This window comes from Cupriavidus oxalaticus (assembly GCF_004768545.1).
Classification (GTDB): Bacteria; Pseudomonadota; Gammaproteobacteria; order Burkholderiales; family Burkholderiaceae; genus Cupriavidus; species Cupriavidus oxalaticus_A.
Window position 1 is genome coordinate 1123544 of record NZ_CP038634.1, and the last position, 13975, is coordinate 1137518.

Below are 13975 nucleotides of genomic sequence, written 5' to 3' on the forward strand. Positions count from 1 at the left end.
GTTGGAAAGCGCGGCAAGTGCCGCGCTCTATTTTTTCTTCCGACAACGCCCCGCGCGGCACCGGTTTTGGCCGTTCAGTACGGCAACCCCACATAGTTCTCCGCCAGCACCCGGCACGCCGCTTCCGAACCCACCAGGTAATCGAGCTCGGCCCGCTGCATGCGCAGCGCAAACGGATCCGCAGCCGGGAAGCGATGCATCAGCGAAGTCAGCCACCATGAAAAGCGCTCGGCCTTCCAGATGCGGCGCAGGCAGCGCGCCGAATAGGCATCCAGCTCGCGCTTGTCGTCATGCCGGTAGGCGGCGACCAGTCCATCGGCCAGGGTCAGCACGTCGCTGGCGGCCAGGTTCAGCCCCTTGGCGCCGGTGGGCGGCACGATATGCGCGGCATCGCCGGCCAGGAACAGGTTGCCGAAGCGCATCGGCTCGCACACAAAGCTGCGCAGCGGCGCGATGCTTTTCTCGATGCTCGGGCCCGTCACCAGCGACTGCGCCGACTGCGGATCGAGGCGGCAACGCAGTTCGTCCCAGAAGCGTTCATCGGACCAGTCCTCCACGCGCTCGCTCGACGGCACCTGTACGTAGTAGCGGCTGCGCGTGCGCGAGCGCATGCTGCACAGCGCAAAGCCGCGTTCGTGGCTGGCATAGATCAGTTCCTCCGCCACCGGCGGCGTGTCCGAGAGGATGCCAAGCCAGCCGAACGGATAGACGCGCTCGAACAGCTGCGTGGCGGTAAGCGGCACGCTCTGGCGGCTGACGCCATGAAAGCCGTCGCAGCCGGCGATGTAGTCGCAGTGGATCTCGTGCGCCACGCCGCCCTTGCGGTAACGGACCACCGGCCTGGCGCCATCGAAATCATGAAGGCTGACATCCTGCGCCTCGTAGACCGTGGTGATGCCCGCTTCCTGCCGTGCCGCCATCAGGTCGCGCGTGACCTCGGTCTGGCCGTAGACGGTCACGCTGCGGCCGACCAGCGCATGCAGGTCGATCCGATGCCGCTGGCCATCGAACGACAGCTCGATGCCGTCGTGCACCAGGCCTTCCTCATGCAGCCGCGCCGCCACGCCCGCGCGCTCCAGCGCATCGACGGTCACACTCTCGAGGATGCCGGCGCGGATGCGCCCCAGCACGTATTCCGGGCTGCGTTGCTCGACGATGATGTTGTCGATGCCCGCCTTGGTAAGCAACTGCCCGAGCAGCAGGCCGGCGGGGCCGGCGCCGATGATGGCAATCTGGGTGCGCATGTCTTGTCTCCTTGTACATATCGATCTACCGGCGCTAACGATAGTCGGCGGAGGCCCGCTACGGAATGGACAGACCGAACCGATGACAGGACAATCGGAACATTGCTGGTAAACACTGACGCCCCCCGTGAAACCTGTCCCGACCTACTCCCTGTATGGCGTGAATTCGTCCGAGCCGCTGTCTGACCAGCTGCATTTCGAGTCCATCGCCGCGCGCAGCCGCCTGCACGGGTGGGAGATCAAGCCCCACCGGCATGAACGCTTCCTGCAAATTCTGTACATCCACGCGGGTGGCGGGGAAGCCCTGCTCGAGGAACGCCGCGAGCCGTTGCGCGGCGGCTCGCTGGTGACGATGCCGCCGCGGCACATCCACGGCTTCGTGTTTACGCCGGACACTGACGGCATGGTTGTCACCATGACCGACAGCCACCTGCGCACGCTGCTGGCGGGTGTGCCGGATGCGCTGCCGCTGCTCGACCACCCGCGCCACGACCGCGTGCGGCGCGGGCATGCGCTGGCGGATGCGCTGGCGCTGTTTCGTGCGGAGATGGAAGCGGTGTCCGCCTGGCGCGGGGCGTCGCTGTCGGCGCTGCTGACGCTGGTGCTGATCGGCATTGCGCGGCTGGGCAATGCCGATCAGCCGGCCGCCGCGCGCAGCAGCGGCCGACCGGCGCGGCACTTCCAGCACTTCCAGCAACTGCTGGAATCGGACTACCGCGAGCAGAAGGAGATCGGCCACTATGCCGGCACCATCGGCATCACGCCTACACAGCTCAACCGCGTGTGCCGCCAGGCCTCAGGGCAGTCAGCGCTGCAGATGATCCACGCGCGCGTGCTCGCCGAAGCGCAGCGCGACCTGCTCTTCAGCGACCTGGAGATCAAGCACATCGCACTGTCGCTCGGGTTTTCCGATGCGGCGTACTTCTCGCGCTTCTTCGCGCGGCAGGTGGGCCAGGCGCCCACGGAGTTCCGGCAATCGGGGCGGGCGCGGCTGCCGGCGTTCGCGGTGCGCTGACGGATCAGGCGGGCTGGTCCATCGCGGCGAAGATTTCCTCGGCCATGTGGAAGGCCGAATTCGCCGCCGGCACGCCGCAATAGATCGCCGTCTGCAACAGCACTTCCTTGATCTCGTCGCGCGTCACGCCATTGTTGGCGGCGGCGCGCAGATGGAGCTTCAGTTCATCCGTGCGGTTCAGCGCCACCATCATGGCGATGGTCAGCAGGCTGCGCGTATGGCGCGGCAGGCCTTCGCGCGTCCAGATCTCGCCCCAGGCGTAGCGTGTGATCAGGTTCTGGAATTCTTCGTTGAGCGGCGTCAGCCGCGCCAGCGAGCGATCGACATGCGCGCTGCCGAGCACCTCGCGCCGCACCGAGAGGCCGGCGTCGTAGCGCGCGTGGTCGTCGGTCACGGGCAGGCGGCCGCGCACGAAATCGATCAGTGCGGCAGTGAAGCGGCCCGGCTGCTCGAAGCTGGAGATATGCGCGGCAGGCAGTTCGATGAAACGCGCGCCGGGAATCGCATCGGCCAGCGCGCGGCCCTCCTGCGCGGTGGTCGACGGGTCCTGGCTGCCGGCGACAACCAGCACCGGCACCGGGATCGACGGCACCGTCTCGCGGAAGTCGGCGTCGCGCACCGCCGCGCAGCTGGCCGCATAGCCGCGTGGATCGAGTCCTGCCAGCACGCTGCGCAGGCCGTCCAGCGCTCGGTCGGCCGTGGCGGCAAACCCGGGGGTGAACCAGCGCTCGACCGAAGGCGCGACCATCACGCTCATGCCGTCGCGCAGCACGGTGTCGATGCGAGTGTTCCATCCCTCCGCGTTGCCGATCTTTGCGGCGGTATTGGCCAGCACGATGCGGGAAAAGCGCTCGGGCGCATGGATGCCGAGCCACATCCCGGTCAGGCCGCCCATCGACAGGCCACAGAATATGGCCTGGCCGATGCCCAATGCATCCAGGATGGCGATCACGTCCTGGCCGAGTTGTTCAACCGTGAAGGCATCGCCGGGTGCGGTCGAGCGGCCATGGCCGCGCGTGTCGTAGCGCACCACGCGAAAGCGCCCGGCCAGCGCGGCGGCCTGTGGCTCCCACATGGTGTGGTCGGTGCCGAGCGAGTTGGAGAAGATGATGGCCGGCGCGGCCTCGGGGCCGTCGACGGTGTAGAAGAGCCGGGCACCGGCGTGATCGAGATAGGGCAATGCAGTCTCCTGAGAATCCGTGGCCAGTCAGCGTGCGGCACGTCCGGCAAGCGCGGATTGCCACGCCTGCACCGCGGCATCCGCAAAAGCCGATGACTGGCCCGCGTAGTTGGCGGGGTTGGCAAGGCGGTCGAGCGTGGCGTCGTCGAGCAAGCCCGCATGGGCGGGTTCCTCCTGCAGCGTGCGGGCCAGCGCATCGCGCAGGCTGGTGCCGTCGGCCACTGCGCGGCGCGAGGCGCGCTCCACCAGATGGTGCGCCTGCAGGCGTCCGATCCTGCCGCCGATCTCCAGCATCGCGGCCTCGCCGAGTATCAACCCATGCGTGAGATCGAGATTGCCACGCATGCGCGCCGCATCGACCTGCAGCCCCGCCACCACCTCGCCGATCTGGCGCAGCGCGCCCGCGGCCAGCGTGACGATCTGCGGCAGCGTGTCCCATTCCGCCTGCCAGCCACCAAGCGCGCGCTCGTGTTCCTGCACCATGCCCGACAGCATGGTGGCCACCAGCGGCGGCACGCGCACCGATGCCGTCAGCACCGCCGCGCAGCCGACCGGATTGCGCTTGTGCGGCATGGTGCTGGAACCGCCGCGGCCGGGCCCGGTGGGCTCGGCCACTTCCGCCACCTCGGTCTGCATCAGCAGCGAGATGTCGCGCGCCATCTTGCCGAGCGTGCCGGTCAGCATGCCAAGCGTGGCGGCCACTTCGACCATGCGGTCGCGATGCGCATGCCATGGCAGCACGGGTGCGACCAGGCCCAGCTCGCGGGCCAGTGCGGCGGCTACGCCGGGCGCGGCGTAGCCGAGGCTGGCGAGCGTGCCCGCGGCGCCGCCGAACTGCAGCGCGCGGGCCTGCGCGCGTGCCGCATCAAGGCGGGCGAGGTCGCGGCGCAGCGCGTCGAGCCAGCCGGCGGCCTTGCAGCCAAAGGTGGTGGGCAGTGCATGCTGGAGCCAGGTGCGTGCCACCATCGGCGTGGCGCGGTGCGCGCTGGCCAGCGCGGCGCAGGATTCGCCCAGGCGTATCAGGTCGGCATCGAGTACGCGCAGCGCGTCGCCCAGCTGGAGGACGAGCGCGGTGTCGATGATGTCCTGGCTGGTGGCGCCCCAGTGCACGAAGCGCGCCGCATCGGCATCGCGCGCAGCCACGGCGGTGGTCAGCTGTTTGACAAACGGAATGGCCAGATTGCCGGCGGCGACCGCGGCCTGCGCCAGCGCATCGCGGTCGATGGCGCCGACGTCGCTGCAGACTTCGGTGATGACGGTCGCGGCAGCGGCCGGGATCACGCCGCATTGCGCTTCGGCGCGCGCGAGCGCGGCCTCGACGGCAAGCATGCGTTGCACGGTGCCGGCGTCGGAGAAGATGTCCAGCACCGCGGGGCTGCCGAACATGGGATCGGTAAGACGCGTGACGGTTGGCATGGGGGCGATCGGTAGGGGTCGTGGCGATGACGACCACCTGATTATGCTTTGTCGCCGGCGGCCCGGGAGATTCCCCGGCCGCCGGCGCGGCGTGTCAGATATCGAAGAACACCGTCTCGCCCGGGCCTTGCAGCACGATATCCCAGCGCAGCGTGCCATTGCCGGCATCGTTGCCAACCAGCGTGCCGCGCCGCTCGGCCGGCACCAGCGCCAGCACCGGATCGGCCCCATTGGCCGCGGCCTCGTCCGGAAAGTACATGCGCGTGGCAACGTGCTTGACCAGCCCGCGCATGAACACCGACACCATGATGTGCGGCGCCTGCGGCCGGCCGTCGGCACCGGGCACGGCGCCCGGCTTGACGGTGACGAAGCGGAACGACCCGTCAGCCTCGGTCGGCACGCGGCCGAAGCCGGTAAAGCCTGGCACCAGAGGCAGCTCGCGCGTGTCTTCGGCGTGGCGGTAGCGGCCGGCGGGATTGGCCTGCCAGATCTCGACCATGCCGTCGGGCACGGGCTCGCGGTTGCCGTCGGTGACGCGGCCTTCGATCACGATGCGCTGGCCGGCCAGTGCCGGTGCGCTGGCGGTCAGGTCGGCGCAGTTCAGCCCGCTCAGGCCGATATGGAGGTAAGGGCCGACGGTCTGGGATGAGGTGGCGTAAAGCATGGTCTTACTCCATCGGCGTGGCATCGCGGCCACGCAGCACGATATCGAAACGGTAGCCGAGCGCGTATTCGGGCTGGGTGGTCTCCCAGTCGAGGCTGGCGATGAGCCGGTCGCGCGCCTTCTCGTCCGGCACGCAGTTGAAGATCGGGTCGAACGGCAGCAACGGATCGCCGGGGAAGTACATCTGCGTCACCAGCCGCGTGGCGTAGGCATTGCCAAACAACGAGAAGTGGATATGCTGCGGCCGCCAGGCATTGTGGTGGTTGCGCCAGGGATAGGCGCCGGGCCTGATGGTCTTGAACCGGTAGTGCCCGTCGGCGTCGGTGACGGTGCGGCCCTCTCCGGAGAAATGCGGGTCCAGCGGCGCGTCGTGCTGGTCGCGCTTGTGCACGTAGCGGCCGGCCGCGTTTGCCTGCCACACCTCGATCAGCGCGTTCGGCACCGGCCGGCCATTCTCGTCCAGCACGCGGCCGGTCACGAGGATGCGCTCGCCGATGGGCTCGCCGCCGTTGCCGACGGTGAGGTCGTTATCGCCTTCGCGGACGAACTCGTCGCCGAAGGTGGGACCGGTCACTTCGGACAGCGACTGCGGCAGCGCAATCAGCGGCTGGCCCGGCGAGCGCTTCTGCGTGGAAGCGTAGGGGTCGAAGCGGTATTCGGGCTGGGTGTCCCAGTAGGGACGTCGATACTGGGCAAGGCGGGTCATTGCGCAGTCTCCTTGTCGTTGGAATGGTATGACTTTAAGCAACACATAAAGTCATGTAAATTGAGATTTCCAAGAATTACGATAACTTTTCAGCATGAAACCCCCCGCCCCACCCGCGCTCGAAATCTTCCGCAACCGCGTGCGGCTGCGGCATCTCTACTGCTTCGTGGCGGTGTCGCAGACCCAGCACCTGGGCCGCGCCGCTGATCGCCTGGGGCTGACGCAGCCAGCCGTGTCCAAGACCCTGAGCGAGCTGGAGGAGCTGACCGGCACGCGCCTGCTGGTGCGCCAGCGCGCGGGCACGGAACTGACCACCGCCGGCACGCGCTTCCTGCGCCACGCGCTGCGCATCCTCGCCGATATCGATGCGGCGGCCGACAGCATGGCCGGCGAGCAGGCGCAGCCACAGGAGCGCATCCGGCTGGGCGCGCTGCCCAGCGTCGTGCCGGCGGTGCTGACCGATGCCTTGCTGCGCTTCCGCGCCGCGCACCCCGAGGTCGGGCTTGCCGTCCAGACCGGCATGAACCGCAGCCTGATCGACCAGCTCAAGGCCGATGTGCTGGATCTGGTCATTGGCCGGATGGATGACCCGGTTGCCATGGAAAGCCTGTGGTTCGAATCGCTGGGCCCGGACTCGCTGGCGCTGGCGGTGCGTTCCGCGCACCCTCTTGCCGCCGTATCGCGGCCGACCTTGCTTGACGTGCTGGCATGGCCGCTGGTGATCCCGGCAGCGGGCTCGATCCCCCGCCACAACACCGAAAGCCTGCTCGCCCGCCACGGCCTGCCCCTGCCGGGCGGATGCGTGGAAACATCGGACGCCTACCTCGGACGGCTGCTGGCCCGCCACAGCGACTGCGTGTGGGCGGCGCCGCTGTCTGCCGCGCAGCGCGCGGTGGCCGAGGATGAACTGGTCCTGCTGCCGCTCGATACGCAGGGCACGGAGGAACCGATCGGCCTGCTACGGCACGGCGACCGCACCCTCAGCCCGATGGCCGAAGCGCTGGCTGACTGCATCCGCGCCGCGGCCCGGCCGCTTGCGGCTCAGTGATGCTCAGGACTGCTCAGTGAGGCTCAGTGAGCTGCCACGCCGGCGCTGCCCTCGGCGTCGGCACCCGGGGCATGACTGCCGCTGAAATGCTTGACCACCAGCGCACCGGCAGCCAGGAATGCCGGCACGGCAAGCAGCGTAAAGATGGTGTCGAAGCCCAGATGCAGCCGCAGCAGTTCGGCACCGAGCAAGGCCCCGGTGATGCCGCCGAAGCGGCCGATGCCAAGCATCCACGCCACCCCGGTGGCACGGCCCTGCGTCGGGTAGAACGCCGCGGCCAGCGACGGCATCGACGACTGCGCGCCGTTCATGGCGGTGCCGGCGAGAAAGATCAGCACGCCAAGCAGCACCTGGCTGCCAGTGCCGTGCCCCACGGCGTAGATCAGCACGCCGGTGGCGGCGTAGGTGATGGCGATCACCTTGTTGGGGTTGAAGCGGTCCATGAACCACCCGGCCGCGATGGTGCCGATGCCGCCGCCGAGCGGGAACAGCGCTGTCAGGAATGACGCGTGCTGGATCGAGAAGCCGGCGTCCTTCATCAGCGTGGGCATCCAGCTCGTCAGCAGGTAGAAGATGACCAGGCCCATGAAGTAGGTGCACCACAGCATCGCCGAACCCAGGCGATAGCCCGGCGCCAGCACGGTGCCGATGGCGGAGCGGGTCGCGGGCGCCTGCTCGCCGATGACGAAGGCGTTCGCTGCCCCCACGTCCGCGCCGGTCACGCGCCGCAGCAGCTGGCGGATCTGGTCGGCCGGATAGTTGCGCAACACCATGTAGCGCACCGACTCGGGCAGCAGCACCACCAGCAGCAGCGCCAGCGCAAGCGGCACGATGCCGCCAAGCAGCAGCACGCTGTGCCAGCCGAAATGCGGGATCATCGCGGCGGCGACAAAGCCGCCGGCCGCGGAGCCGAGCGGAAAGCCGCAGAACATAGTGTTCACCAGCACGGCCCGGCGGCGTTGCGGCGCGAACTCGGCGGTCAGCGTCACGGCATTGGGCATGGCGGCGCCCAGACCCAGGCCGGTCAGGAAGCGCAGCACCGTCAGCCAGCCCAGCGTGGGCGCAAAGGCCGTGGCCAGGCTGCAGGCGCCAAAGAAGAAGACCGACAGCACCAGCACCTTCTTGCGGCCGATGCGATCAGCCAGCGGGCCAGCAAAGATCGCGCCGAAGGCGAGGCCGAACAGCGCCGCGCTCATGACGGGCCCGAGGGCCGATTTCTCGATCCCCCAGTCCTGCACCAGCGCCGGCGCGATATACCCGATGGCGGCGGTATCGAAGCCGTCGACGGCAACCACCAGGAAGCAAAGCACAAGGATCAGCCACTGGTAAGCAGTGAATCGCTGTCCGTCGATCAGGGCCTGGACGTCCGCGACGCCAGCCTTGGTTTGGAGGGATTGGGGCACTATTGTCTCCGTCTGCCTTGGAAATCGCGCGGTCCGCCTGCAGGCAGGCACGACCGGCACCGCGATTTGTTCTAATAGCGAACTCACGTTCTCTAATTGAACGAATCTTAGGCAACGGGCATTGAGGCCAAGAATTGGCGTTAACCCGGCAAAAAGGCGTGCGCATCAGAGCCGCGATTCACCAGGAATCTCCACCTATCTCGGGTTTTTCACTATCTGTTCCTCACTATTTTGGATATTTATTTCACTGTTCTACGACATACTGAAATTTTCTATCCCAACCATCAATACGAATAAGGAAATTTCATACAAAAAGCGCGAGCCTTCAATTTACATTCCGAAATCCATGTAAATCACGGCATCCTGACCAGGATGGCTGGCCGGCGGCAGACCGGAATCAATGCGTCGACCTGCCGGTCAAATGCCTCAGGATCGCCCGCTGACCCTCCCCATCCCATGCAACGCCTGCTCCTCATCCTGGGCGCCGTGCTGCTTGCCGCCGGCGCCGCCTGGCCCTGGCTGTCGAAGTTGCCGTTCGACCGCCTTGGCCGCCTGCCCGGCGACATCCATATCGTCCGCGACGGCTTCAGCTTCTACCTGCCGATCACGACCTGCATCCTGGTGTCGGTGGTGGTCTCGGTCGTGATCTGGCTGCTGCGGCGCTGACCCCGCGCCAGCGGCATCAGGCCGCCTGCGCCTCGGTGCGGAACACCGCCATCGCGCGCTGCATCTGCTGCGCCTGCGCCTGCAGCGACTGCGCCGCGGCGGCGGCCTCCTCCACCAGCGCGGCGTTCTGCTGCGTGACCTGATCCATCTGCGCCACCGCCTGGTTGACCTGCGCGATGCCGGTGCTCTGCTCGCGCGAGGCATGGCTGATCTCGTCCATCATCGCCGTCACGCGGCGGATCGCCGCCACCGTGCTGTCCATGCTGGCGGCGGCATCCACCGCCAGCGACGTGCCGGATGCCACGCGCTGCGCCGACTGCGAGATCAGCGCGCCAATTTCCTTGGCCGAGTTGCCGGCACGTTGCGCCAGCCCGCGCACCTCGGTCGCCACCACGGCGAAGCCGCGCCCGGCCTCGCCCGCGCGCGCCGCCTCCACCGCGGCGTTCAGCGCCAGGATATTGGTCTGGAAGGCGATGGCATCGATCACCGCGATGATGTCGACGATGCGGCGCGAATCGGCCTCGATGTCCTGCATGGTCTGCCGCATGCGCCCCACCGCGGCGCCGCCGGCCAGCGCGATGTCCGACGCCTCGCGCGCCAGCTCGCTGGCCTGCCCGGCGCTGCCGGCGTTCTGCTGCACGGTGGCGGTAAGCTGCTCCATGCTGGCCGCGGTCTGCTCCAGCGAAGAGGCCTGTTGCTCGGTACGCGCCGACAGGTCGATATTGCCCTGCGCGATCTCGCCGGCGGCAGCCAGCACATTGTGCGCGCCGGCCTTGGTATCGCCGATCAGCCCGCGCCAGCTGTCCACCAGCGACAGCAGGTGGCGCTTGACCTCGCTGAGTTCGTCGCGCCCGTGCACCGCCATGCTCAGGCTCAGGTCGCCGGCGTTGATGCGGTCGACCATGTCCCCCACGGTGCGCACATCGCTGCGCATGCCGCGGCTGAAGCCGCCGAACAGATAGAAGGCCAGGGCCAGCGCGACCACGCCCAGCGCCGCCAGCAGCACGAACTGGCGCTGCTGCGCGGCGATGCGCTGCGCCAGCATGGCGCCGGCGATGGCCGAGAACTCCCTGTTGGCGGCCAGTACGCCGTTGATCGCCGCGGTCGCCTCGTCGAAATAGGTCTTGGCATCGATGCCGATGCCGCTCGCACCAAGCATGCGCGACTTGAGCGTGCGGTGGAAGTTGTCCATCGCCGCCAGCTGCTGCATGGCCGCGTCGAGCTGCGGCTGGTGTGCCGGCGCATTCCTGCGCACGCGCGCGGCATCGCGCCGGATGGCTTCAAGTCCCTCCTGGATCTGCTCGGCAAGCGCGCCCAGGTCGGCCTGCTGCGCGGCATCGGCATAGCCGCCCCGCGCGATGATGCCGGCGCCGCGCCCGCGCGCCAGCGCGCTGTGCTCCGCCAGGCGCGGCATTGGGCCAACCATCAGGCTGATCAGGTAGTAGGCGCCGGCCTCGCCGTCGAGCGCGAGCTCCGAACGGTCGGCCACGTCGGCGATGAACAGCAGCGTCTGCCTGACCAGCGCGCTGTGCCGCTCGAACAGCGGTCCGGGCGAGGTGTTCAGGCCGAGGCCGCGGATGTACTGCCAGTCCTGCTCCAGCTTGCGCGCCGAGGGCTCGAGCGCAAAGCCGGAGTTGTCGGCGGTGGCGCGCAGCAGTCCGGCCAGGTTGGCCGCGGCCTTGCCGTCGGCCGCGTCGAAGGTCGGCCGGAAGCCGGCGTTGCCGGCCAGCACGGTATTCGCGGCACCGCGCCGGACCTGCGTCTCGCGCATGAAATCAAGCGCGTGGCCGACGATGACCAGGCCGCGCCGTTCGCTGTCGGTGGTGCGGATCGACTGCGCCGAGCCATGCAGCACGACGTACATCGCTCCGCACAGCGGCACGAGGAACAGCACCGCGATCAGGGTCAGTTTCTGGTTGATGTTGAGGCGCGCCATCAGGCGCTCGGCGGGGCGGAAAAAGGCGGTCATCGGGCTCGGCAAGGGGTTGGCTTTCCCCCGGGCTATCGGCCGCGTTTTCCAGGCCTGAAGCACGAATTCCGATCGTTTTGACGATGCGCAAACGGGGTGCAGAAAATGCCCGGCATCGGGGCAAAATGCACGCACCAGGGGCAGAAAAACGGTGCTTGCACGCCAAGGTCGGCGATACCGACAGAGTCCTCTGCGCGATTGCGGTGTGCCGTCGTCTATCGCTTTCCGGCCCTCGCTTTGCCCGCCCCGGTCTGTGCCTGCCTGCGCCGGGCGCGCGGCGGCTGCACGCCCGCCATGGCCGGCACCGCCTCGCGCATGGCATCGATGAACAACCTGAGCCTGGCGGGGTAGAAGCTGGCGTACGGATAAACCAGGTAGACCGGCAGCGGCTCGGCCTGCCACTCCGGCAGCAGGTGCAGCAGGTCGCCGCGCGCGATGTCGTCGGCGAAGATCCACGCCGAGCCCACGCCGACGCCCAGGCCCTGCAGCGCGGCACTGCGCAACGCGTACAGGCTGTCGGTGCTCAGCCGCGGCCGGAACCGGAGTTCGCGGGAGTCGCCGCTGGCCGCGTGCGACAGCGTCATCGCCTGGCGGTAGAAGGTGTGCAGCGCCAGCCAGGGCAGCGCCTCCAGTTCCTCGGGCTGGAGCGGCAGCCGCCGGCCTTCGAGCAGCGCCGGCGCGGCGACTGCCACGCGCGGCACTTCGGCCAGCCTGACTGCGACCAGCCCGGGCTCGCGCACCTCGCCGACATGGATGGCGCAATCGATGGCCTCGGCGATGAAGTCGGGCGTGCGGTCATGCAGCAGCCACTCCACCGCGACCTGGTCGTACTGGCGCATGTAGGCGGCCAGCGGCGGCACCATCAGGTCCTGGCCGAAGGCATGCGGCACCACCACGCGCAGCGTGCCCTCGGGCGCGTAGCCGGCGCCGCGCAGGTCGGCCTCCAGCGTCGCCCAGTCGCCGACCAGCGCCTTGGCGCGCTCGTAGCAGCGCTCGCCGTCTTCGGTCAGCTTCATCCCATGCGTGGAGCGCTGCAGCAGGCGCACGCCCAGCTGCCGCTCCAGCGCCTGCAGGCGGCGGCTGACGGTGGGCTGCGTGGTCCGCAATTGCGCGGCGGCTTGCGACAAACTGCCGGCCTCGACGATGCGCACGAAGGTCTGGAGCAGGTCGATGCGGTCGGCACCGGCGCTGGCCGGAGCGGGTTCCGGGGTGCCGGCCCGTGCGGTGGCCCGTGCAGTGGTCCGGGATCTGGTCATACGCGCCTCGTATAGCCGTTGTTCACCGCACACCTCTACCAGAAAACGCGGGGGCCGGACAACATCTGCATCCATCGCATCCACTGCACCGATTGCGGATCTGCCTTTTTTCAACGAAATCACCAGATTCAGGAACAACGACCATGCCTTGCCTATCCACCTCGCCCGCCGCTGCCATCGCGGCGCCATCGCCGGCACCGGCGCTCCCGGCACGCCTCGTATTGATGCTCGCCACTGCCGCCGGTCTCGCCGTCGCGTCGCTGTACTACAGCCAGCCCATGCTCGGCATCATGGCGCCTGACCTGCACACCTCCGCCACGGCTGTCGGCGCCATCCCGACGCTGACGCAGCTTGGCTATGCGCTGGGCATCCTGCTGCTGGCACCGCTCGGCGACCGCTTCGACCGCCGCCGCATCATCCTGGCCAAGTCGGCGGCGCTGGTGGCCGCCCTGCTGCTGGCGGGACTGGCGCCCGGCATCGGCTTGGTGCTGGCGGCGAGCCTGGCCATCGGCCTGTCCGCCACGCTGGCGCAGGACATCGTGCCCGCCGCGGCAACGCTGGCGCCCGATGCGCAGCGCGGCAAGGTGGTGGGCACGGTCATGACCGGGCTGCTGCTCGGCATCCTGCTGTCGCGGGTGGTCAGCGGCCTTGTCGCCGCGCAATTCGGCTGGCGCGCGATGTTCATCGCCGCCGCCGGCAGCATCGCCGCGATGGCGCTGGTGGCGCAGCGCAGCCTGCCGCGTTTCGCCCCGACCGCGGTGATGCCCTACCGCGCGCTGCTGGGCTCGCTGCTGACGCTGTGGCGCCGGCATGGCGACCTGCGCCGCGCGGCGCTGGCGCAGGCGCTGCTGTCGGTCGGCTTCAGCGCGTTCTGGTCAACGCTGGCGGTGATGCTGCATGGCGCCCCGTTCCACCTTGGCAGCGAAGCTGCTGGCGCATTCGGGCTGGCCGGTGCGGCAGGCGCGCTCGGCGCCCCGATCGCGGGCCGCATCGCCGACCGCCGCGGCCCGCAGGCCGTGACCCGGCTCGGCGCCGCGCTCGCCGCGCTGTCCTTTGCCGCCATGCTGCTGGCGCCATGGCTGTCGCCGCAGGCGCAGCTCGGGCTGCTGGTGGCCGCCGCCGTCGGCTTCGACCTGGGCGTGCAGGTAACGCTGGTCGCACACCAGACCATTGTCTATGGCATCGACCCGGGCGCGCGCAGCCGGCTGAACGCGGTGCTGTTTGTCTGCATGTTCGCCGGCATGGCCGCGGGCGCCGCGCTCGGCAGCCTGGCGCTGGCGCATGCCGGCTGGACGGGTGTGGCCGCGCTCGCCACGGCCACATCGCTGGCAGCGTTGGCGGTACGGACGCTGCCGTTGCGAGCCGGGCAGGCGTCGTAACCAGGAAGCAATGCGCAAGGCTTCCTGCG

12 protein-coding genes are annotated in these 13975 nt (G+C 68.8%); 4 read left to right on the plus strand and 8 right to left on the minus strand.

Features of this window, described 5'->3' with window-relative positions; translation table 11 throughout:
* Nucleotides 1-74 precede the first annotated feature (74 nt).
* Nucleotides 75-1244, minus strand: a complete 1170-nt coding sequence (gene pobA, locus E0W60_RS04915; RefSeq protein WP_135703206.1) for a 4-hydroxybenzoate 3-monooxygenase — start codon at nt 1242-1244, stop codon at nt 75-77.
* A gap of 127 nt (nt 1245-1371) precedes the next feature.
* Here pobA and E0W60_RS04920 point away from each other — a divergent pair, with 127 nt between their 5' ends.
* Nucleotides 1372-2259, plus strand: a complete 888-nt coding sequence (locus E0W60_RS04920) for a helix-turn-helix domain-containing protein (RefSeq protein WP_135703207.1) — start codon at nt 1372-1374, stop codon at nt 2257-2259.
* Nucleotides 2260-2263: 4 nt separating this feature from the next.
* Here the strand turns inward: E0W60_RS04920 and pcaD are convergent, their stop codons facing one another.
* The 4 genes from pcaD to pcaH form a co-directional block, all read right to left on the minus strand.
* A complete protein-coding gene (gene pcaD / locus E0W60_RS04925; protein WP_135703208.1) occupies nt 2264-3439 on the minus strand; it encodes a 3-oxoadipate enol-lactonase in 1176 nt (391 codons plus the stop codon).
* A 27-nt stretch (nt 3440-3466) separates the two neighbouring features.
* Nucleotides 3467-4825 carry a 3-carboxy-cis,cis-muconate cycloisomerase gene (locus E0W60_RS04930; protein ID WP_240745863.1) on the minus strand — a complete coding sequence of 453 codons (1359 nt, stop codon included), beginning with the start codon at nt 4823-4825 and terminating at the stop codon, nt 3467-3469.
* A 124-nt stretch (nt 4826-4949) separates the two neighbouring features.
* Nucleotides 4950-5519 (minus strand): protocatechuate 3,4-dioxygenase subunit alpha, encoded by a 570-nt coding sequence (gene pcaG, locus E0W60_RS04935; RefSeq protein ID WP_135703210.1) that lies wholly within the window; start codon nt 5517-5519, stop codon nt 4950-4952.
* A 4-nt stretch (nt 5520-5523) separates the two neighbouring features.
* The gene (pcaH, locus tag E0W60_RS04940) at nt 5524-6225 is read right to left on the minus strand and encodes a protocatechuate 3,4-dioxygenase subunit beta (RefSeq protein WP_135703211.1); all 702 of its coding nucleotides are present in this window, start codon (nt 6223-6225) and stop codon (nt 5524-5526) included.
* Nucleotides 6226-6319: 94 nt separating this feature from the next.
* On the opposite strand from pcaH, the gene E0W60_RS04945 reads away from it, so the two are divergent.
* Nucleotides 6320-7273, plus strand: coding sequence for a LysR substrate-binding domain-containing protein (locus tag E0W60_RS04945; RefSeq protein WP_135703212.1), 954 nt, complete (start codon nt 6320-6322; stop codon nt 7271-7273).
* A 23-nt stretch (nt 7274-7296) separates the two neighbouring features.
* Here the strand turns inward: E0W60_RS04945 and E0W60_RS04950 are convergent, their stop codons facing one another.
* Nucleotides 7297-8676 carry an MFS transporter gene (locus tag E0W60_RS04950; protein ID WP_133095940.1) on the minus strand — a complete coding sequence of 460 codons (1380 nt, stop codon included), beginning with the start codon at nt 8674-8676 and terminating at the stop codon, nt 7297-7299.
* Nucleotides 8677-9132: 456 nt separating this feature from the next.
* On the opposite strand from E0W60_RS04950, the gene E0W60_RS04955 reads away from it, so the two are divergent.
* Nucleotides 9133-9342, plus strand: a complete 210-nt coding sequence (locus E0W60_RS04955) for a DUF2905 domain-containing protein (protein ID WP_133095941.1) — start codon at nt 9133-9135, stop codon at nt 9340-9342.
* Nucleotides 9343-9358: 16 nt separating this feature from the next.
* On the opposite strand, the gene E0W60_RS04960 is transcribed toward E0W60_RS04955, so the two are convergent.
* Nucleotides 9359-11311 (minus strand): methyl-accepting chemotaxis protein, encoded by a 1953-nt coding sequence (locus tag E0W60_RS04960; RefSeq protein ID WP_135703213.1) that lies wholly within the window; start codon nt 11309-11311, stop codon nt 9359-9361.
* A 215-nt stretch (nt 11312-11526) separates the two neighbouring features.
* Nucleotides 11527-12567 (minus strand): LysR family transcriptional regulator, encoded by a 1041-nt coding sequence (locus E0W60_RS04965; protein WP_135703214.1) that lies wholly within the window; start codon nt 12565-12567, stop codon nt 11527-11529.
* 143 nt (nt 12568-12710) lie between these two features.
* Here E0W60_RS04965 and E0W60_RS04970 point away from each other — a divergent pair, with 143 nt between their 5' ends.
* A complete protein-coding gene (locus E0W60_RS04970; RefSeq protein WP_135703215.1) occupies nt 12711-13946 on the plus strand; it encodes an MFS transporter in 1236 nt (411 codons plus the stop codon).
* Nucleotides 13947-13975: the final 29 nt, after the last annotated feature.